The following is a 20,849-nucleotide window of genomic DNA, read 5'->3' on the forward strand; positions in this document are numbered from 1 at the left end:
TATGCAATGAGTGAAAATTTCAAAAAGGATACACTCCTTGCATCAACTTTGCTTGAAGCTAAAAATATATCACATAATTTTGATTATGAGCTTTTCAAAAATATAAATTTAAACTTACAAAAAAAAGAATCTATTGCAATTATTGGGACAAGTGGAAGTGGAAAATCAACACTTTTAAATATCCTATCTTCACTTTTAAAGCCAACTGCTGGAAATGTTGTTTTTCAAAGTAAAGATATTTATAAATTAAAACAAAATGATTTACTAAAAATAAGAAGAGATGAGTTTGGAATTATCTTTCAAGCACACTATTTATTTAGAGGATTTAGTGCAGCTGAAAATCTTGAGATAGCAACACTTTTAAGTAAAAATAGTTTAGATATGGATTTATTAAAAAATTTAAAGATTGAACATACAATAAATCAAGGTGTTGGAGAACTAAGTGGTGGACAACAACAAAGATTATCAATTGCTAGAGTTTTAATGAAAAAACCAAAGATTATATTTGCAGATGAGCCAACGGGAAATCTAGATAAAGATACAGCAAATATTGTAATAAACTCTTTATTTGAATATATAAAAAATTATGATGCAGGGCTTATTTTGGTTACACATGAACATGAACTAGCTTTTAGATGTGATAGAGTATTTAAACTTGAAGAGTTAAGTTTGAGGGAGATTATAAAGTGAAATTACTTTTGATTTGTAATACAGCTATAATAGAGCATATTTTTGCACTTGTATGTAAAAGATTGAAAATTGAACTTACTATTCAAAATACAAATAGTGTTTCATCAAAATATGATTTGATAATCATTGATCAACCTTTTTTAGATAGTAAATTTATAAAAATAAAAAGATTTGCACAAAAAATTGGTGCAATAAGTGCAGAAGAATTATCTTTTGATAAGCCAAGAGATTTTTTGATCCCACGTCCATTTCTTCCAACAAAACTTGAAAGTTTATTAAAAGAACAAATAGAAATAATAAAAGAAGAACAAAAGGATGGTATAAATTTATCACATTTTATCCATGAAGATGAAGAAGATATCGTAAATCCAATTGTAGATTTTATTAATGAAGATTTGGATGATAATATAGAATTTGATTTTGAAGAAGATTCTATAGAAGAAGATGATGAAAGTATAGTAAGTTTGAGTGCACTACAAAGAGGTGGAGTTTTAGATAATAGTGAATTATCTAAAATAAATACTATTTTAAAAGATGAAAATACAAATGGTATAAAAGAAGAAGATTGGAAAGATATTTCACAAATAATTGATGAAGCATTAGATGAAGTTAAAGAGTATGAGTTTGAGTTAAATGAAGATAAACAATATCATTTAGTTTTAAGTAAATTTAAAATAGATGATATAAAACCACTTTTAACAAAATTAAATCAAGATTTAATAGATAAATTAAGCCATGGCGAAACTGTTGATATAAAAATATCTTTAAAGGAGTAAAAATGATAAATGAAGTTAAAGGTGCGATTTTAATAATTTCAGGACCAAGTGGTTGTGGAAAATCAACACTTCTTAGAGAAATTTATAAAAATATACCAAATTATTTTTTCTCTATTTCAACAACAACAAGACAAAGAAGAGAAGAAGTTGAAGAAGATGGAATTGATTACTTTTTTGTAAGTAAAGAAGAATTTGAAAGAGATATCGAAGCAGGAAATTTCTTAGAATGGGCAGAAGTACATGGCAACTACTATGGAACTAAGTTAAAACCAATAGTTGAAGCTTTAAATGAAGGTAAATTAGTAATATTTGATATTGATGTGCAAGGGCATAAAATACTAAGAGAAAAATTAAACTCTTTAATAACTTCTGTTTTTATTACAACACCAACTTTAAAAATACTTGAGCAAAGATTAATAAGTAGAGATACGGATTCTGTAGAAATGATTGAAAAGAGATTAAGAACTGCTAAAATAGAAATAGAATCATTTACAGATTATGATTACTTAATAGTAAATGAAAACTTTCATAAAGCTACAAAAGATATATTATCTATTGCAAGTATTGCAAGAGCTAAAGCAAAGCTTTTTGAAAAAGAAGAAATAGTAGCAAATTGGCTTAATTAGTCAATTTGCTCATAACTTAAAGGCTGATTAAAATAATAGCCTTGAGATAAATCTATATTTAATTCTTTTATTTTGTTATATATATCTTCATTTGCAACAAATTCTGCTACAGTTTTTATGTTGAACTCTTTTGCAATATTTGAAATTGTTTTTACAATAATTTCAAAATCTTTTTGTTGATGAATATTTTTTATTAAAGAACCATCAATTTTTATAAAACTTATATTTAATGTTGAAAGAAGATGAAAATTTGAGTATCCTGCTCCAAAATCATCAATTCCAACTTTACAGCCATAAAAAGATACTTTTTCAATAAACTTTGAAACAATATTAAAATCTAAAATCTCTTCTGATTCAAGTATCTCAAATTCCAAGCTTGGACCAAAGTCTTTATTTGATTCTAAAAAACTATAAATATATTTTGTAGTCTTCTCATTTAAAATATCATCATAAGAAATATTAACTGATACTCTTTTGTTTTTTTCTTTAAATAGTTTTAAAGAGTCATTTAAAACAACTTTAATAATATTAGAATACATTTTTGTTTTTTTTGCAATATGTAAAAAACTATAAGGACCAAATTCAATACCTTCAGGTGATATATACCTTATTAGTGCTTCATATTTTACAATTTCTTTAGTTTGAGTATCTACTATAGGTTGAAAATATGCTTTTAATAAATCGTCTTTAAACCCTTGTTTTAACTGTTTAATCCATTTGATATTTTCTTCAAAAGATTTATGAATATTATATGAATCATCATACAGCATTATTTTTTGACATTTTTTTCTAGCATAACTTATAATTCTTTTTGTATATTTATATGCCTTTGGACCTTCCCCTTTTGCAATCCCAATTGTTATATTTACATCAATTTCATTATCATCTATTAAGAATATTTCACTTTCTATTTTTTCTAAAAATTCTTTACAAATACTAAAAAACTTTTCAACTTCTATAGCATTTTTGGGTACAACTGCAAATTTATCAGATTCAATTCTATATAATAAATTTTCATCAAGATTAAAAAAAGTTCTCATTTTATGAGCAAATTCCTTTAGAATTTTGTCTCCTATATCTTCTCCAAATAGATCATTTATAGCTATAAAATCATCAATATCCAACATCGCCATTAACTCAGAATTTGATTCTTTTAAATCTTTTCTTAATCTATTTTTATTTGAAAGATTTGTTAAAGCATCTGTATATAAATCTTTTAATTCATGATAATTTAGTGATTGAGCCATTGCTTGTAACAATTTTGAAATATCAACTGGTTTTAAAACATATTTATCTACACCAATATCAATTGCATCAAGTAAATACTCTTTATTTGAAAATGCAGTTGTAACTATAATAGGAACTTTTTTATTTATCTCTTTGATTTTCTTTACCATATCAAGACCATTTAAAATAGGCATATTTATATCAGTTATAATTAAATCTATTTCTAATTCATTTTCTAAAAAAATGTTGTAACCTTCTTGTCCATTTGATGCAATAAATTGTTTTTTTGTAAAGGATTGTAAAATTGAAGATGTTATCTCTCTTAAATCTTTTTCATCCTCTACATATAAAACTGTAATATTTTTAAGATTTGATATATCGTTATTCATTAAACCACTCTTTGAAAATTATTAGGATATAATACACAAAATTTTTAATAAGAAGTTTAATATTAATAAAAATGGAGTGTTTTTTGCCAAAAGTTGAGTGTAATCATTGTCATTTATCATTCGATGATGAAATAATGATAAAAGAGAATGATTTGAATTTTTGCTGTAATGGTTGCCAAAATGTTTATCATATCTTAAAAAATGATGGATTAGAATCATTTTATGAGAAACTTGGAAATAAAAAATTAGCTCCTCCTATTGAAGTCTCAAATGCTGATTTAGATAAATTTGACTCTCAAAACTTTTTAGATAACTACACAACACAAACAAAAGATGGATTTTTACAAATTGATTTAATCTTAGAAGGAATTCATTGTGCTGCTTGTGTTTGGTTGAATGAAAAAGTTTTATATGATACAAAAGGAATAATTGAAGCAAATATAAATTTTACAACAAATAAAGCAAAAATTGTTTTTAATCAAGATACTATCAAATTATCACAAATTATTTTAAAAATTCGTTCTATTGGATATAACGCTTATGCTTATGATTCTAGTATAGCTGATATTGAAGCAAATAGGGCAAAACAAGATTATTTTATAAGAATGATGGTTGCTGTTGTATGCACTATGAATATTATGATGTTAAGTGTTGCAAAATATACAGGCTTTTTTACTGGAATGAGCAATGAAGTAAAAGAGATGATACACTTTGCAGAGTTTATATTAACAACTCCAGTGTTATTTTACAGTGGATGGGTATTTTATAAAAGTGCTTATTTTGGATTGAAAAATAAGATTGTATCTATGGATTTAGCTGTTTCTACTGGAGCAACTTTAACTTATACATATTCTATGGCTGTTTTATTTCATTTTACAAAAGGTGAGAGTTATTTTGATTCTGTTGCTATGATTATTACCTTTGTTTTAGTTGGAAAATATCTTGAAGTTATAGGTAAAAAATCAGCAGTTGATACACTTGATAAGATAAAATCAACTCTTCCTTTAGAAGCAACTATTATAGAAAAAGGTGAAAAAAAAGTAGTTGCTTTAAATAGTGTAAAAATAGGTGATATTATTGAAGTGAAAACTGGAGACAAAGTTCCAGTTGATGGTAAAATAATCTTTGGAAGTGCAAGTTTTGATGAGTCAAGTTTGACAGGTGAAAGTTTACCTGTATATAAAAAAGAAGGAGATATCTTATATAGTGGAACTATAAATTTAGACTCTTTAGTGCATTTTGAAGTTATAAAAGATTTTAAGAATTCAACTTTTTCATCTATTGTTACTCTACTTGAAGACTCTCTAAATTCAAAACCAAAAATACAATCTTTAGCAAATAAGATTTCAAGAAAATTCAGTGCTACAATATTAACAGTTGCTTTTATTACATTTTTAGTTTGGTATTTCTTAGGACTTAATTTAGGGTTTTATTTTGCAGATGTAAATCAGTTTGAACGTTCATTTATGGTTGCTGTATCTGTAATAATTATTGCTTGTCCTTGTGCTTTAGCATTGGCTACTCCTATGGCTAGTCTAGTAGGGATTTCACAATTGGCTAAAAAATCATTACTTTTTAAAGAAGCAAAATTTATAGAAACAATTGCAAATGCTACAACTGTAGTTTTTGATAAAACTGGAACTTTAACTAAAGGTGCATTAAGTATCGTAAATGCAACATTTATTGATAAAAATGAAAGAAATTTAAGTCTATTATTTTCTTTAGTAGATAGTTCAAATCATCCAATTAGCCAAAGTGTTAAAAAGTATTTAGAAAAAAATACTACATATAAAAAACTATTTTTAGAAAATATAAAAAATATTGAGGCAAAAGGAATAACTGCTTCTTTTGAAAATCTAGAGCTTTTGGGTGGAAATATTGAGCTATTAAAAGAGTTTGGAATTGATTTTGAATTTGAAACAAATAGTAGCTTATATATTTTTGCTATAAATAAGGAAGTTATTGCCATTTTTGAACTTGAAGATGATATAAAAGATGATGCAAAAGAATTAATAAATTATCTAAAAAAAGAACAAATTGAAATTATTATGCTAACAGGCGATAATCAATTTGTAGCTAAAAAAGTATCAAATTATTTAAAAATTGATAAATTTCTTTCTTCACAAACTCCAACATCAAAAGCAAACTATATAAAAGAGCTAAAAGAATCTGGAAAAACTGTTGTAATGGTAGGAGATGGGGTAAATGATAGTGTAGCATTAGCAACAAGTGATGTTTCTATTGCTATGGGTAATTCTGCTGATGTTTCTTTGAGTGTTTCTGATATTGTATTATTGAACTCAAAGCTAAAAGCTTTAAAAGATGCTTTCATAATATCTAAAAAGACATATAAACATATAAAACAAAATTTGATTTTTTCTTTATGTTATAATGCAGTTACAATCCCATTAGCAATATTAGGTTATGTGATACCTCTTTTTGCAGCACTATCAATGAGTTTAAGTTCACTTATTGTAATCTTAAATTCACTAAGAATAAAGAAAGGATTAAAATAAATTATGATTGATGACACTCTATTTTTTATGTTAATTGTAGGATTAATAATATCTGCAGGAATGTTAATGCTCTTTATTTGGGGAGCAAAATCAGGACAATTTGATGATGCTTCAAAGATGACAAATGGACTACTTTTTGATAGTGTTGAAGACTTAAATGATGCAATAAAAAAAGAAAAAATTATAAAAGAAGCAAAAAAAGAACAAAAAAAAGAGAAAGAGTAAATCCCCTTTCTCTTAACTAAAGTATATTTAAAATAATATAAAAATTATTTACCCATATATTCAGCTAAAGCTTTGATATCAGCGTCAGTTAATTTAGCAACTTGACCTTTCATTAAAGCTTTCATAGGACCACCATAAGATCCATCTTTATAACCATGTAAAGCTTTTTCAATTTCAGCTTTAGTTTGGCTAGCAGGAACATGAGATTTACTTTGAGTAGTAATGTTGATCTCACCTTTTACCCCGTGACAGGCTTTACATGTTGCATACGCTGCAGGTGCATCTGCAAGAGCGAAAGCAGCCATTGCTACAGTTGCTAGAACTATTTTTTTCATTTTAAACTCCTTTAAATTTTGGAAAAGAATTCTATCAATCTTTTCTTGTTGATTTGCTTAATAACTATATATTCCAAGCTATTACAATTAGAAGTTTTACTTATTATTGTATAATTATTGTGAAGATTAAAAAGAAGGGATATTCATTTGGAAAATACAGTTTTAGATATTAAAAATCTATCTTTTTATTATAAAAAAGATAGCCCAATTTATAGTGATTTTAACCTAACTTTGAATAAAGGGGAACTTGTAACTATTTTTGGAAAAAGTGGAAGTGGAAAGACAACTCTTTTTGAACTTATTTTAGGAAATTTAAAACCACAAAAAGGTTCAATAATCAAATCAAAAATAGCAATGATATTTCAAGATCCATTTAACTCTTTTCATCCTACTTATACTATTTATGAACAAATTAAAGATGTTGTAAAAAAAGATTTTAAAGAAGAACTAAATAATGTTTTGCCACAATTAAGTTTAAATTTAGAACTTTTACATAAAAAAAGTTATGAGTTAAGTGGTGGACAACTTCAAAGATGCTCTATATTGAGGGCTATTTTACAAGAACCAGATTTGCTTTTGGTAGATGAACCAACTAGTGCACTTGATAATATAATAGCTTATGATGTGATGAAACTTTTAATTAAACTATTAAATAATTGTGCTATTTTGCTTGTAACTCATGATATTGATATGGCAAAATGGTGCAGTAATAAGATTATAAGGTTGGAAGATGCAAAAAAATAAAGCAATAGTTTTACTAAATATGGGTGGAGCTAGAAATAAAAATGAATTAAAAATGTTCTTAACAAATATGTTTAATGATGAAAATATTTTAACAATAAAGAGTGCTCTAATAAGAAAAGTTGTAGCTTCAATGATTGTTAGTAAAAGATTAGATAGTGCTTGGAAAAATTATGAAAAAATAGGGGATAGCTCTCCTATAAATCCTCTTACAGAACAACTTGTAAAAAAATGCAATGAAAAAATAGAGGGGTTTAAAACCTACCAAATTATGAGATATACTCCACCTTTTGCTAAAACAGTAATAGAACAGATGAAAAAAGATGGAATAGATGAGGTGATACTTCTTCCTTTATATCCTCAATACTCTACAACAACTACAAAATCATCTTTAGAAGATTTTTTAAAGTATGAAAAAAATAGTTTTAAAATAAGAGTAATATATGATTTTTATAAAAATGAAAGCTTTAATAATTGTATAGTAGATGAGATTTTGAATAATGTTATAAATGAAAAAGAGTACAATCTTATATTTTCAGCTCATGGGCTTCCTCAAAAAATAGTAGATAATGGAGATCCATACCAAAAGCAGATGATAGAACATATAGAGATTTTAAAACAAAAGTTAGAAGAAAAAGATAGATTTTTTAAATCTATAAATCTTGCATATCAGTCTAAAGTAGGACCTTTAAAATGGCTTGAACCATCTTTAGAAGATATGCTAAAAAATTTTAAAGATGAAAATGTAATCATCTATCCACTATCTTTTATAGTGGATAACTCTGAAACAGATTTTGAATTAGATATTGAATATAGACATATTGCAACTAATTTAGGTATAAAAGAGTATAAAGTTTGTAAATGTGTAAATGATAGTGATGAATTTATAGAAACTATCAAAAATATTATAAATTAAAGAAGTATATTATGGCTTATTTTCCTGCTTTCTTAAAATTTCATGATAAAAAGATTTTGATTGTTGGTGGAGGAAATATTGCTTTTGAAAAGTTATCACATCTACTAAACTTTTCTTCAAATATTACTTTAATAGCAAAAGAATATTCATCTGAAATAAAAACTTTGATAGATGAAAATAATTTAATTTATTTTAAAAAAGAGTATGAAAAAACTGATATAAAAAATTTTGACATGGTTATAGTGGCAGTTGATGATTTTGATTTACAAGAAAGTATATATTTCGAATCAAGAGATTACAATATTTTGTGTAATTGTGTAGATTTACAAAAATATTGTGACTTTATATTTCCCTCATATATAAAAAAAGGAGATTTGACAATTGCTATATCAACAAGTGGTAGTTCTCCTGCTTTTGCTAAAAATTTCAAAAAATATCTTTTAAAAATTATTCCAGATAATATAGATGATTTTTTAAAAGAGTTAAAATCTTTACGAACTTCTCTTCCCAAAGGGAAAGAAAGAATGCAATTTTTTGATAAAAAAGTAAAAGATTACATCAACTCTTGGAAAAAAAATTAACTTTATATTTTAAACCAATCTAGTTCTTCTTTTAACCGTACAACTTCTCCAACAATTATAATTGCAGGAGTAGGCATATTTTTTGATTTTTGTACTATGTCTTTTAATGTTCCAGTTATAACCTTTTGGTTTTTTGTTGTCCCATTTGATATCACTGCACATGGAGTATTACAGGATTTACCAATTTCTATTAATTTATTAGTTATTAGTTTAATATTATGAAGCCCCATTAAAAAAACTATAGTTTCATTTGTTTTAAAACTTTCCCATTCTATTTGGCAAACACCTTTATCTGGAGTTTCATGACCCGTTACAACTCTAAAAGAACAAGTGATTCCTCGATGTGTTACAGGAATTCCAGCATATGCAGGTACACTTATACTAGAAGTAACTCCAGGTATTATCTCAAAATCTATACCTCTTTGTTTTAAATAAAGAGCTTCTTCTCCTCCTCTGCCAAATACAAAAGGATCTCCACCTTTTAATCTTACAACAACATCATATTCTAAACTCTTTTGATATATTATTTCATTTATCTCATCTTGTGGAATTATATGTTTTCCTGATTCTTTACCAACAAATACAAATTCTGTACCATCTTTTGCCATTTTTAAAATATCAGGATTTGCTAATTTATCATATATTATGATATCTGCTTGTTTGATAACTTTACAGGCTTTTAAAGTTAAAAGTTCAATATCTCCTGGTCCCGCTCCTGTTAAATATACTTTTCTCATATTCTCTCAATTTTATAATTTTATAGAGTTTTAGCATTTAAAGGCTTTTTTTATCTTAAATTTTGAATAATTTTGCCAATTTTTTTGTTAATTTGTGTTATAAAGTTAACTTTAAATCTATATCAATTTTGTAAGGTTTTCATATGTTTATAGTTAAAAAAATTATCTCTGCATTTATTCTTCCTATCCCAATAGGAATTCTTTTACTATTTTTAGCATTTTTCTTTTTATTGAGAAATTCATATAAAAAAGCTAAATTTTTTTTAATATTTGGTTTTTTATGGTTTGCTTTATTATCAAATCAAATAGTATCAAATGCTATTATTTCTCCACTTGAAAATGCTTATCCTAGTTTAATAGATACGCCTAAAGTAAATTATATTTTAGTTTTAGGAAATGCACATAAAAGTGATGAAAACTTAAGTATAACTTCTGAAGTAAAAGAAACGGCAATAAATAGGTTAGTTGAAGGAATAAGACATTATCAAAATCTTAAAAATGATCAAAATAATGTAAAACTCATAGTTTCTGGTTATAGTATTGATGATATAAACTCTCATGCACAAATGCAAAAAAGACTAGCACTGTCTTTAGGTGTAGATGAAGCTGATATTCTAACTCTTGATACTACAAAAGATACATATGAAGAAGCAATACAGAGTAAAAAAATAGTAGAAAATGAAAAGTTGATTTTAGTAACAAGTGCAAGTCATATGAAAAGAGCAATGTTACTTTTTGAAAAAGAGGGATTAAATGTAATAGCAAGCCCAACTCAACATAAAGGATATAGTACAAGTTATCCTACATCATTTTTTAATGCAAACAATATAAAAAAAGTAGAACTTGCTTTTCATGAATATTTAGGGATGATATATTTATATATAAAAGGTAACATATAAAATGATTTTTTTATAAATTTTTAATAATTGTTATTATTTTTATATTTCTTTAAGTTAAAAATATTAAGATTCATTTATCTTTTATTAATAGTTGGTATCAACATTAATGAATTGATAACAAAATAGTTTTCTCCTAAACTATTTTACGAAATTTTAATCGAAAAAACAAAAAAGGAAGAAGAATGAACATACGAATGGCCAGAACAGTTGCTACTGCTTTGTTAGTTGTGGGGGGGGAATAAACCTACTAAATGCTAACGAAACTACAAAACTTGATGAGATACAAGTTGTAACATCCGCATCAGGATATGAGCAGAAAATTACAGATGCTCCCGCATCAATTTCTGTAATAACTCAAGAAGATCTTTCAAAGAAACCATATAATAACCTCTTAGATGCTGTAAAAGACATTGAAGGTGTTGATATAGGTGAAACAAATGATAAAACTAACAATGGACAAGTGAGTATCAGAGGTATGGGAGCTGATTATACTCTTTTACTAATAGATGGTAAAAGACAAAATAATAATGGGGATTTATATCCTAATAGCTTTGGTGGTGTTCAATGGGCAAGTATACCACCTTTATCTATGGTTGAAAGAATAGAGGTTATTAGAGGACCTATGAGTACACTATATGGATCAGATGCTATTGGTGGTGTTATTAATATAATTACAAAAAAGATATCAAAAGAATGGACAGGAGCCATTGGATATTCTAAAACTTTACAAACAGAGAATGATTACGGAAATGATGATAAAGTAGATTTTTCTATTATGGGACCAATTATTAAAGATAAATTAGGGTTAAGATTAAGTGGAAGTTTTCTTGATGTAGATAAATCAAATCCAGAATATGCAAAGTTATTTGATTCAAATGGTAATGATATTAGTAAAGGGAATGATAGTTTTGGTAGTGGAAAAGGAAATGTTAAACATGAAGATTGGACGGCTGGAGTTGGATTAACTTTTACTCCAAATGAAAATCATACCATTAAGCTTGATTATGATGTAGCAAAACAAAAATACGATAATAAACCTTATATAAAAAGAGATGGTACAATAGGAGATCCTTTAGGTACAAATGACACTTATAGTGCTTTACTTCAACAAAGAGCTGGATATAAAGATGAATTAAGATTCGAAAGAGAACAATATTCTTTAAATTGGGAAGCTAATTGGAATGTAGGTAAAAGTACAGTTGGGATACACCATGTTGATACTAACAATAATGGTAGAACTTTACCTCCAACTCTTGATGAAAGAGAATATCTTAAAGATATGGGTTATTTATATAGTGGAAGCAATGTAAATAGTACTGCAAATCAAGCAAAATTAGCTGCTGCTATGCAAGATCCAATTTTTCTTGCTATGCTACCAAGACCTGATAGAATAATGGAATCAAAAAATACTACATATAATGCAAAATATGAAGTACCTTTAAATAATCACTTTCTAGTTGTTGGTTCTGAATACCAAGATTCTGAATTAAAAGATAGTGTATTTGGTATGGAGAGAGATAATGGTGGTAAAGCTAAAAAATATTATCAATATGCTCTTTATGCTGAAGATAGTTGGAATATAATTGATCCTTTAACTTTAACAATTGGTGCAAGATATAACAAGCATGAAGATTTTGGAAGTTATACAACACCTAGAGTATATCTAGCTTATGCAGCAACAGATAACTGGACTTTTAAAGGTGGTGTATCTACTGGATATAAAGCTCCAAAGGCAACAGACCTTTATGATGGAATTACAGGGTTTGGATCTCAAGGAGCAAATCCTATGATTGGAAATCCAGATTTAAAACCAGAAAAATCTGTAAATTATGAAGTAGCAGCTTACTATGAACATGCAAATAAGCATAATTTTAATATTACTTTATTCCAAAATAACTTTAAAGATAAGATTCAAACAAATAATGATTTTAAAGGAACAGCGGGAGATAGATGGGAATCTTTAAGAGCTGCTAATGGTTCTTTAAGTAAGAAAGAAAACATAGCAAAAGCTACTATAAAAGGTATAGAAGTTTCTGGTAAATATTTTATTTTAGATAATTTATCTATTAAAGCAAATTATACATATCTAAATTCTGAAAATAAAGAAACTAAAAGTCCTTTAACAAACTCTCCAAAACATATGTATAGCACAACTTTAGATTGGCAGGCTACATCTAAACTTAATACATATTTACAGTTATCAGGGGATATTGATAGGTATAGAAGCACATATAAAGATTCTAATGGGAATAACAAAGATTATTACTATAAAGATTTCTCAATTTGGAATTTAGGTGCTTCATATAAATTTAGTAATGACTTTACTCTTATAGGAAGAGTTAATAATCTATTTGATAAAGATTATTTAAAATATGGATTACATGACCAAGTTGGAACGACTAATTATTATGATGAATATAATAACAAACCAGCAGGTAGAAACTTCTGGGTAAGTGCTAGATATACATTCTAATTAGATATTTTACATTTTCTTCTCAAATTATAAATTTGGGAAGAGATAATTTAAGTATGAGATTCCAGAGTATTGTATAAAAAATTTGTGATTAAAATTTATAATAATAATTTGAAAATAATTTATTTTTATTTTCCTTTTATACTCTGGAACTCATACTAAATACTTATAATATTTTTACAATCTTTTAAATAAAAATAGTAAATTTAATCCACATTTTGATACCATTGCAACAAAGTTGCAAATAAAGGTTGCTCGTGAATTTAATAAATATAAAAAATCTTTTTTTTAAATATCAGAAAACAGATGTATTGGAAAATGTAAATTTAACAATAAAAAATGATGATTTTTTAGCTATCATTGGACCAAATGGTGGTGGAAAATCAACTTTACTAAAGCTTATTTTGGGGCTTTTACCTATTCAAAATGGAACAATAGAAAAAAATATAAAAAATAGTGAAGTAGGTTATGTACCTCAAAATACTAATTTAAATATAGATTTTCCTATTACAGCTTTAGAAGTTGTTTTAATGGGACATATAAGTTCAAAAAAGAAATTATTTGGTTATTCAAAAGATGAAATATTTTGTGCTTTAGATTCTTTAGAAAAAGTTGGAATGAAAGATTTTGCAAATAAAAAAATAGGTGATTTAAGTGGAGGGCAAAGGCAAAGAGTTTTTATTGCTAGAGCTTTATGTTCTAACCCAAGAATAATGCTTTTAGATGAGCCTACAGCAAGTATTGATGTAAAAGGACAGCAAGAAATATATGAACTTTTGAGAAAATTAAATGAAAATATTTGTATAGTTGTTGTAAGTCATGATTTATCTATACTTTTAAATTATGCAAAAAATGTAGCTCATGTAAATAGAAGTTTAGTTTTCCATAGTTTAGACCAAGTACAAAAAAATGTTACTTTAACAGATGATCATCTTTGTGAGGTTGAACTTCTTTCAGCTTTAGGTAAAACACAAATTTGTTGTAATCATACACATTAAAAGGCAGAATATTATGTTAGAAATTTTACAATATGATTTTATACAAAATGCCATTATATCTGGAGTTTTGATTTCTATAGCTGCTGGTATTATTGGAACTTTAGTTGTGGTAAATAAAATTACATTTTTAACTGGAGGAATAGCACATAGTGCTTATGGAGGAATTGGAATAGCGATATTTTTGGGAATTCCAGTTTTATTTGGAGCAACAATATTTGCTGTAATTACTGCAATTTTAATAGCTATTATAACTTTGAAAAATAGAAGTAGAATAGATGCAATTATTGGTATGATGTGGGCTAGTGGGATGGCAATAGGGATTATTTTTGTAGATTTAACTCCTGGATATAATGTAGATTTGATGAGCTACTTATTTGGTTCAATTATTGCTGTTTCTAGTGAAGATATAGTATATATGAGTTTATTAGATATTTTTATTATAGCAATAGTGATATTTTTTTATAAAGAAATTCTAGCTGTATCTTATGATAGTGAATTCGCAACTTTACGTGGTATAAATGTAAAATTCTTTTATACTTTAATACTAATTTTATCAGCATTATGTGTAGTTGCAGCTATTAAAGCAGTAGGGTTGATATTAGTAATAGCTCTTTTAACAATTCCTACATATTTAGCAGAAGCTTTTGCTTCAAAATTATCTAGTATGATGATAATTAGTGCAATTTTAGCTACAATGTTCACATTACTTGGGCTTATGGTTTCATATTTTTATAATATAAGTTCAGGAGCAAGTATAATTATGGTTGCAGTTGTTGCTTTAGGAATTGTAAAGCTAATCAAATATAAAAAATAAGAGAAAGAGACGGAAAAACCAAAATGAATAAAAAAATAGAAGTTGGGAAAATAAATACCCTAAAAATTTATAGAGCAAGTGAACCAGGACTTTATCTAAGAAGTTTAGATGAAGAAGAAGTTTTATTGCCAAATGCTTATGTAAAAAAAGAGATGCTAATTGATAGTTTACTAGATGTATTTATATATACAGATAGTGAAGATAGACTTGTTGCTACAACTTTAAAACCTTATGCTTATGTAAATGAGTTTGCTTATTTACAAGTTGTTGATACTACAAAGTTTGGTGCTTTTGTTGATATCGGTTTACCAAAAGATCTTTTAATTCCAAAAAATAAACAAAAAAGTACTTTTATAAAAGGTACTTATAAAGTACTTCAAATTCAATTAGATAAGCGTACAAATAGACTTTGTGGTTCTGAAAAGTTTGAATTAAATAAAGAGATAAAAGATTTAAAGAAAAATGATGAGGTTGATATCTTATTATATTCAAAAACTCCACTTGGATTTAAAGTTATTGTAAATAATCTCTATGAAGGTATGATTTTTCACTCAGAAGTTTTTGAAAATGTAAATATTGGTGATAAAAAAAGAGCTTATATCAAAAATGTAAGAGATGATAATAAACTAGATATTAGTTTACAAAAAATAGGACAAAAAGTTGATACAGATAAAGTTCTAGATATTTTAAAAGCAAATGGTGGAAGTATTAATTTTACATATAAAAGTGAAGCTAATGATATAAAAGATATTTTTTCTATGAGTAAAAAGGCTTTTAAAGCAACATTAACAAAGTTAATAGATAGTAAAAAGATTATTTTAGAAGATAATTGTATTAAATTAAAGTAATAAAAAAATATTGATTTGGAATAAGAGTTTTTTTATCCTATTTTAATATAATTACATATGAATAAATTATATAAAGGATTTTAAATGGCAACAGTAAAATTTAAAGGTGAATTAGAAGTAAGTTTAAATGGAACAGAATTAAATGTTGGAGATATTGCTCCTGTTGTAAATGGTGTTGGAGCTGATTTAAGTGATATTCAAATTGGTGGACAACGTGGAATTGCACAAATTATTGTAGCTGTTCCATCTTTAGATACTGGTGTTTGTGCTACTGAAGCTAGAAGATTTAATGAAGAAGCTTCAAAAATAGACAATGCAGAGGTTATAATAGTATCTATGGATTTACCATTTGCTATGAAAAGATTTTGTACTACAGAAGGTATAGAAAATTTAAAAGTTGCATCTGATTTTAGAGCAAAAGCTTTTGCTAAATCTTATGGTGTTTTACAAGCAAATGGACCTTTATCAGGACTAACTGCAAGAGCAATATTTATAGTAAATCCTTCTGGAAAAATAACTTATAAAGAAATAGTTCCTGAAATAACTCAAGAACCAAATTATGATGCAGTTTTAGCAGCTGCAAAAGATGCTACATCAACTTCTTGTTGTGGAAGTTGTCACTAAATAATGTTTTATAGGTTAGAAATTTTCTAACCTATAATTTATAAAAATATTTCGATTTATCTATAATTAATCTAAAAAGAGTAACATATTTCATAAAATAATTTTATTTTAAAGGAGTGAATTATGTTCAAAAATCTACTTAAAATTTTATTCTTATCATTTTTTAGTTTTCAAATATCAAATGCCTCTTTAGTAGAAGATGGTTATTTAGAACTTGAAAAAGGAAATGTTTTAGAAGCTGCAAATATATTCCAAAAAGCTTGTGAAAAAGGTGCATTCGCTGGTTGTTATAATTTAGGATTAATGTATTATAAAGGTGAGTATATAGCTAAAAATTATGAAAAAGCTTTAGATCTTTTTACAAAAGCTTGTGAAGAGGGACATCAAAGTGCTTGTTATAATTTAGCTTATATGTATGAAAAAGGGCAAGGTGTACAAAGTGATAGCTTTAAAGCAGTTGATTTATATATAAAAACTTGTAAAAATGGTTTGAGCTTTTCTTGTTATAACTTAGCAATGATGTATGATAAAGGAGCTGGTGTAGAACAAGATAATTTTAGAGCAGTTGAATTCTTAACAAAAGCTTGCGAATTAAATAATCCTAAAGCTTGCTATAATTTAGCATTAAAATATAATAATGCAAATGGAGTGGAGCAATCACCATTAACAGCAATTAATTTATATCAAAAATCTTGTGATTTAGGATATTCAAATGCTTGTTATAATTTAGGTGTTATGTATATTGATGGTAAATTTTTAACTCAAAATAAGAATAAAGCAAAACAATATTTTAAACAAGCTTGTGAAATGAAACTAGATATTGCTTGCAAAGAGTTAAATAAACTTTAATATCTTATTTAAAGTCAATAAGAATTATATAAAAAATCGATAAAATCTTCTAAATTCAATATTTAGGAGATTTTATGAATTCTTGGTATAAAAAATTTTCTTCCCAACCACATCAGCCATTTTTTACAAGTGGAATAGTTTTTTTCATACTCTTTATTGCCTTGTTTGCTTTTTCTTATTCAAATATAGTAAATTTAGATAGTTCACTTTTGACTTATCATGCATATAGTTTAATATTTGTTGTTTTTATACAGTTCTTTTTAGGATTTTTATTTGTAGTTTTTCCAAAGTTTCTAATGCAAAGTGAGATATCTACAACTGAATATATGAACCAATTTTTTATATATTTATTTGCTAGTTTAGGTATATTTTTATCTTTAATTTTTTACTCAAAAATAACTTTTCTTTTTCAAATTATACTTTTATTTGGTCAAATTATGAGTTTTAGAACACTTTATTCTATTCATAAAAAAAGTATAATGAAAGATAAAAATGATACAAAATGGGTTCTTATTTCTTTTCTAGCAGGTATTATCTTTCATTTTTTATTTATAGTTTCAAATTTAGATTTTCCAAATTCTTTTATAGTTTCAAGGCTATCAATAAATGCTGGCTTTTATCTTTTTTTATTTATGATTGTTTTTACAATATCTCAAAGAATGATCCCTTTTTTTACAAGAGTAATGGTTCCAAATTATATTATAAATAAAAGCAACAAACTTTTAGATATATTATTTTTACTTCTTATTTTAAAAGTTATATTACTATCTTTTGATAATTCAAAATTAAATCTAATTTCAGATATACCTATTTTTATATTTTTAGTGAGAGAATTATTTATATGGAAATTACCGACTTTTAAAGTCCCAGCTATTGTTTGGATTTTACATTTAGGATTATATTGGATTCTAATTGCATTTTTTATATCAATTATTGAAGGAATTTTCGCTTTTATTAACCCAAATTTTTTCTTTGAAAAAATTGTTATTCATACAATTGCTATAGGATATTTTGTTACAGTTTTAGTTGGTTTTGGAACAAGAGTTGTTTTAGGACACTCTGGAAGAAAAATAGAGACAAAGCTTTTTGCTATTTCAATTTTTATTGTAGTTCAAATTTTAACTTTTATTAGAATCTTTGCATCAGTAAGTTTGAATTTTGGTTTAAACTATATCTTTCTTATAGAGTTGAGTGCAATATTATTGATAAGTACCCTGATAATATGGTCTTTTAAATACATTACTATTTTAGTTGAAAATGAAAAAAAAGTAGAAAAAATTCAGAAATGGAAATCTAATTAATTTTCGATTAATCTTTTTTATGTATAATTTCGGTATAAGTTAAGTTTAACATAGCTTAATTTATACGAGTATTTTTAAGATAAGTTTCTTAAATAGATAATTTTTTTATGTTTCCTTGTGTAGAAAAGGTCGCTTCCCCTAGGCGACCTTTTTTTTTGCCTTTTTCAATCTTTCTTAAAGCTTTTATGATACTATTCCAAAATGATTTTACTTTATACAATAATTAAATAAGCCTACAAAATGCCTTTATCAAACTTAAACCAAGAACAACTCTTAGCAGCAACTTGTAAAAGCGGATATAATCTAATAATTGCTAGTGCAGGAACAGGAAAAACTTCTACTATTGTTGGAAGAATATCTTATTTGCTAAATTCTGGGATTAATCCAAATGAAATTTTACTTCTGACTTTTACAAATAAAGCAGCACAAGAGATGGTTTCAAGAGTTTCTAAAATATTTGGAAATGATATAGCAAAAAAGATTACTGCTGGTACTTTTCACTCTGTTTCATATAAACTTTTAAAAGAGCTTAACTTAAATATATCACTAAAACAACCAAATGAATTAAAAACTTTGTTTAAATCTTTATATGAAAAAAGAGTTTTTATGGATAGAAGTGATGAAGCATCACCTTATGATGGTGGGTATTTATATGATATGTATTCTTTATATTTAAATTCTCATAATAATGAAGATTTTGCTACTTGGATAATAGAAAAAAGCCCAGCACATGAAATATATACTTTAATATATGAAGATGTTATTGATGAATTTAATATATTAAAAAAAGAGTATGGATATGTTAATTTTGATGATTTACTAACAACTATGCTTGAAGTTTTGGGTACAGAAAGTTTTGAATTTAAAGAAATTTTAGTAGATGAATATCAAGATACAAATCCTTTGCAAGGAAGATTACTAGATTCTTTTAAACCAAAATCATTATTTTGTGTAGGAGATTATGATCAAAGTATTTATGCTTTTAATGGTTCAGATATTGGGATTATTTCAACATTCTCAAAAAGATATAAAGATTCAAATGTCTTTACTTTAAGAAAGAATTATCGTTCAACTAAACCTATTTTAGATTTAGCAACAAAAGTTATAGAGTTTAATGAAAGAGTTTATGAAAAGAAACTTGAAGTTGTAAGAAGTGAAAATATCTATCAACCAAAATTGTTAGCTTTTGATGAACTTTTTTCTCAATATGAGTATATTTCAAAGCTTATTTCGCAAACTGAAACTCCACATAGTGAAATAGCTATTATTTATAGAAATAACTCTAGTGCAGATGGTATAGAAGCAAATTTAAGAGAATTCTCAATTCCAGCAAAAAGAAAAGGTGGTATGAGTTTTTTTGACTCTATTGAAGTAAAGTTTATTCTTGATATATTAGTATTACAAGTTTCAAATAATGATATGATGGCATTTATACATATAGTTGAACATGGAAAAGGTATAGGAAAAGCAGTTGCAAAAGATTTGTTTGATGCTTTAATTTCTTTAGGAAGTGGAAATATATTTCAAGGGCTTTTTACTCCAAATTCATCTATTAATAATCCTTTTGATAATAAAAAAGTTAAAAATCAACAGTTAGGACTATTTGATGATTTTTTAGAATTAGGAAGTGTATCTAAATATAAAGATTGTAATTTTGAAGAGGCTTTTTTATCAAATCCTATTTTAAAACACCCAAAATTAAATGTTGATAGTGCAAAGTATCTATATGATTTATATTTACTTTTCAAACAATTAAGAAGAACACGAAATCCAGAAAGTTTAATAACTATGATAAGTTCTTCTATGGCTTATTCTAAAATAAAAGAGTTTTTATCAACAAAAAGAGCAACACAAAAAGATGGAACAATAAATGCAATACAAAAAACGAAAGCTTTAGCAAAAATAAATAGGAAAGCAATGCTTCTTAAAAATCTATCAAGAAATTTTAGTGATTTATCAAAATTTATAAATTCTATGATTTTAGGTGGAAGTGAATTAAGTGAGGGAGAAGGTGTAAATCTTTTATCAATCCACGCAAGTAAAGGTTTAGAATTTAAAGAAGTTTATGTAATAGATTTGATGGATGGAAGATTTCCAAATAGAAAACTTATGAGTAAAGGTGGAAGTTTGGAAGAAGAAAGACGACTTTTTTATGTTGCAGTTACAAGAGCAAAAGATATTTTATATCTATCTTATGCAAAATATGACAAAATAAAAAAATTGACATTTATTCCAAGTCCATTTTTAAGAGAGGCTGGATTAATTAAAGATGAAAGCTTATAAA

At 26.0% G+C, this 20,849-nt stretch carries 20 protein-coding genes; 17 read left to right on the forward strand and 3 right to left on the reverse strand.

What is annotated here, in order from left to right:
* The first annotated feature begins 6 nt into the window (after positions 1–6).
* Genes ALANTH_RS02805 through gmk form a run of 3 tightly spaced genes read left to right on the forward strand, consistent with a single transcriptional unit; the run spans position 7 to position 2,092 of the window.
* Entirely contained in the window at positions 7–690 is a 684-nt protein-coding gene (locus ALANTH_RS02805; RefSeq protein WP_051583576.1) for an ABC transporter ATP-binding protein, read from the forward strand.
* The gene (locus tag ALANTH_RS02810) at positions 687–1,466 is read left to right on the forward strand and encodes a hypothetical protein (protein ID WP_026807426.1); all 780 of its coding nucleotides are present in this window, start codon (positions 687–689) and stop codon (positions 1,464–1,466) included. Before ALANTH_RS02805 ends, ALANTH_RS02810 begins: the two co-directional genes overlap by 4 nt.
* A 2-nt stretch (positions 1,467–1,468) precedes the next feature.
* Positions 1,469–2,092 carry a guanylate kinase gene (gmk, locus tag ALANTH_RS02815; RefSeq protein ID WP_029888286.1) on the forward strand — a complete coding sequence of 208 codons (624 nt, stop codon included), beginning with the start codon at positions 1,469–1,471 and terminating at the stop codon, positions 2,090–2,092.
* On the opposite strand, the gene ALANTH_RS02820 is transcribed toward gmk, so the two are convergent.
* Positions 2,089–3,708, reverse strand: a complete 1,620-nt coding sequence (locus ALANTH_RS02820; RefSeq protein ID WP_026803339.1) for an EAL domain-containing response regulator — start codon at positions 3,706–3,708, stop codon at positions 2,089–2,091. The genes gmk and ALANTH_RS02820 overlap by 4 nt on opposite strands.
* Positions 3,709–3,791: 83 nt before the next feature.
* Between ALANTH_RS02820 and ALANTH_RS02825 the strand changes: the two genes are divergently transcribed.
* Both ALANTH_RS02825 and ccoS read left to right on the forward strand, forming a co-directional pair.
* Complete coding sequence (locus ALANTH_RS02825; RefSeq protein ID WP_026807428.1) at positions 3,792–6,224, forward strand: heavy metal translocating P-type ATPase; 2,433 nt, start codon at positions 3,792–3,794, stop codon at positions 6,222–6,224.
* Positions 6,225–6,227: 3 nt separating this feature from the next.
* Positions 6,228–6,449, forward strand: a complete 222-nt coding sequence (gene ccoS / locus ALANTH_RS02830) for a cbb3-type cytochrome oxidase assembly protein CcoS (protein WP_026803341.1) — start codon at positions 6,228–6,230, stop codon at positions 6,447–6,449.
* A gap of 44 nt (positions 6,450–6,493) precedes the next feature.
* Here the strand turns inward: ccoS and ALANTH_RS02835 are convergent, their stop codons facing one another.
* Positions 6,494–6,784 (reverse strand): c-type cytochrome, encoded by a 291-nt coding sequence (locus tag ALANTH_RS02835; RefSeq protein ID WP_026803342.1) that lies wholly within the window; start codon positions 6,782–6,784, stop codon positions 6,494–6,496.
* Positions 6,785–6,931: 147 nt separating this feature from the next.
* Between ALANTH_RS02835 and ALANTH_RS02840 the strand changes: the two genes are divergently transcribed.
* From ALANTH_RS02840 to ALANTH_RS02850, 3 genes are read left to right on the forward strand one after another with little or no spacing between them, the layout of a single operon-like run.
* Positions 6,932–7,528 carry an ATP-binding cassette domain-containing protein gene (locus ALANTH_RS02840; protein ID WP_026807429.1) on the forward strand — a complete coding sequence of 199 codons (597 nt, stop codon included), beginning with the start codon at positions 6,932–6,934 and terminating at the stop codon, positions 7,526–7,528.
* Positions 7,515–8,441 (forward strand): ferrochelatase, encoded by a 927-nt coding sequence (gene hemH, locus ALANTH_RS02845; protein ID WP_026807430.1) that lies wholly within the window; start codon positions 7,515–7,517, stop codon positions 8,439–8,441. Before ALANTH_RS02840 ends, hemH begins: the two co-directional genes overlap by 14 nt.
* Before the next feature lie 11 nt (positions 8,442–8,452).
* Positions 8,453–9,022, forward strand: a complete 570-nt coding sequence (locus ALANTH_RS02850; RefSeq protein ID WP_026807431.1) for a precorrin-2 dehydrogenase/sirohydrochlorin ferrochelatase family protein — start codon at positions 8,453–8,455, stop codon at positions 9,020–9,022.
* A 2-nt stretch (positions 9,023–9,024) separates the two neighbouring features.
* On the opposite strand, the gene cobA is transcribed toward ALANTH_RS02850, so the two are convergent.
* Positions 9,025–9,759, reverse strand: a complete 735-nt coding sequence (gene cobA / locus ALANTH_RS02855; protein ID WP_026807432.1) for a uroporphyrinogen-III C-methyltransferase — start codon at positions 9,757–9,759, stop codon at positions 9,025–9,027.
* Between the two features lie 143 nt (positions 9,760–9,902).
* On the opposite strand from cobA, the gene ALANTH_RS02860 reads away from it, so the two are divergent.
* The 9 genes from ALANTH_RS02860 to ALANTH_RS02900 all read left to right on the forward strand — a co-directional run bounded on the left by ALANTH_RS02860 (position 9,903) and on the right by ALANTH_RS02900 (position 20,848).
* Positions 9,903–10,658 (forward strand): YdcF family protein, encoded by a 756-nt coding sequence (locus ALANTH_RS02860; RefSeq protein WP_026807433.1) that lies wholly within the window; start codon positions 9,903–9,905, stop codon positions 10,656–10,658.
* Between the two features lie 238 nt (positions 10,659–10,896).
* Positions 10,897–13,131, forward strand: a complete 2,235-nt coding sequence (locus ALANTH_RS02865) for a TonB-dependent receptor domain-containing protein (protein ID WP_371317625.1) — start codon at positions 10,897–10,899, stop codon at positions 13,129–13,131.
* 257 nt (positions 13,132–13,388) lie between these two features.
* The gene (locus ALANTH_RS02870) at positions 13,389–14,129 is read left to right on the forward strand and encodes a metal ABC transporter ATP-binding protein (RefSeq protein ID WP_026803349.1); all 741 of its coding nucleotides are present in this window, start codon (positions 13,389–13,391) and stop codon (positions 14,127–14,129) included.
* 13 nt (positions 14,130–14,142) lie between these two features.
* Positions 14,143–14,943, forward strand: coding sequence for a metal ABC transporter permease (locus ALANTH_RS02875; protein WP_026803350.1), 801 nt, complete (start codon positions 14,143–14,145; stop codon positions 14,941–14,943).
* 23 nt (positions 14,944–14,966) lie between these two features.
* Positions 14,967–15,791, forward strand: coding sequence for a CvfB family protein (locus ALANTH_RS02880; protein WP_026807434.1), 825 nt, complete (start codon positions 14,967–14,969; stop codon positions 15,789–15,791).
* Positions 15,792–15,875: 84 nt separating this feature from the next.
* Positions 15,876–16,415, forward strand: a complete 540-nt coding sequence (prx-suh, locus tag ALANTH_RS02885; RefSeq protein ID WP_026803352.1) for a thiol peroxidase Prx-SUH — start codon at positions 15,876–15,878, stop codon at positions 16,413–16,415.
* A 123-nt stretch (positions 16,416–16,538) separates the two neighbouring features.
* On the forward strand, positions 16,539–17,264 hold the full coding sequence (locus ALANTH_RS02890) for a tetratricopeptide repeat protein (protein WP_026807435.1): 726 nt from the start codon (positions 16,539–16,541) through the stop codon (positions 17,262–17,264).
* Between the two features lie 74 nt (positions 17,265–17,338).
* Positions 17,339–18,565, forward strand: a complete 1,227-nt coding sequence (locus ALANTH_RS02895) for an NnrS family protein (RefSeq protein ID WP_026807436.1) — start codon at positions 17,339–17,341, stop codon at positions 18,563–18,565.
* Between the two features lie 240 nt (positions 18,566–18,805).
* Complete coding sequence (locus ALANTH_RS02900) at positions 18,806–20,848, forward strand: ATP-dependent helicase (RefSeq protein ID WP_026807437.1); 2,043 nt, start codon at positions 18,806–18,808, stop codon at positions 20,846–20,848.
* Position 20,849 lies beyond the last annotated feature (1 nt).

This window comes from Aliarcobacter lanthieri, from assembly GCF_013201625.1.
GTDB lineage: Bacteria > Campylobacterota > Campylobacteria > Campylobacterales > Arcobacteraceae > Aliarcobacter > Aliarcobacter lanthieri.

Coding starts and splice junctions, on each gene's coding strand:
- hemH (WP_026807430.1), top strand. CDS start 7,515: ATGCAAAAAAATAAAGCAATAGTTTTACTAAATATGGGTGGAGCTAGA.
- prx-suh (WP_026803352.1), top strand. CDS start 15,876: ATGGCAACAGTAAAATTTAAAGGTGAATTAGAAGTAAGTTTAAATGGA.
- ALANTH_RS02890 (WP_026807435.1), top strand. CDS start 16,539: ATGTTCAAAAATCTACTTAAAATTTTATTCTTATCATTTTTTAGTTTT.
- gmk (WP_029888286.1), top strand. CDS start 1,469: ATGATAAATGAAGTTAAAGGTGCGATTTTAATAATTTCAGGACCAAGT.
- ccoS (WP_026803341.1), top strand. CDS start 6,228: ATGATTGATGACACTCTATTTTTTATGTTAATTGTAGGATTAATAATA.
- ALANTH_RS02835 (WP_026803342.1), bottom strand. CDS start 6,784: ATGAAAAAAATAGTTCTAGCAACTGTAGCAATGGCTGCTTTCGCTCTT.
- ALANTH_RS02850 (WP_026807431.1), top strand. CDS start 8,453: ATGGCTTATTTTCCTGCTTTCTTAAAATTTCATGATAAAAAGATTTTG.
- ALANTH_RS02900 (WP_026807437.1), top strand. CDS start 18,806: ATGCCTTTATCAAACTTAAACCAAGAACAACTCTTAGCAGCAACTTGT.
- ALANTH_RS02805 (WP_051583576.1), top strand. CDS start 7: ATGAGTGAAAATTTCAAAAAGGATACACTCCTTGCATCAACTTTGCTT.
- ALANTH_RS02860 (WP_026807433.1), top strand. CDS start 9,903: ATGTTTATAGTTAAAAAAATTATCTCTGCATTTATTCTTCCTATCCCA.
- cobA (WP_026807432.1), bottom strand. CDS start 9,759: ATGAGAAAAGTATATTTAACAGGAGCGGGACCAGGAGATATTGAACTT.
- ALANTH_RS02895 (WP_026807436.1), top strand. CDS start 17,339: ATGAATTCTTGGTATAAAAAATTTTCTTCCCAACCACATCAGCCATTT.
- ALANTH_RS02880 (WP_026807434.1), top strand. CDS start 14,967: ATGAATAAAAAAATAGAAGTTGGGAAAATAAATACCCTAAAAATTTAT.
- ALANTH_RS02820 (WP_026803339.1), bottom strand. CDS start 3,708: ATGAATAACGATATATCAAATCTTAAAAATATTACAGTTTTATATGTA.
- ALANTH_RS02875 (WP_026803350.1), top strand. CDS start 14,143: ATGTTAGAAATTTTACAATATGATTTTATACAAAATGCCATTATATCT.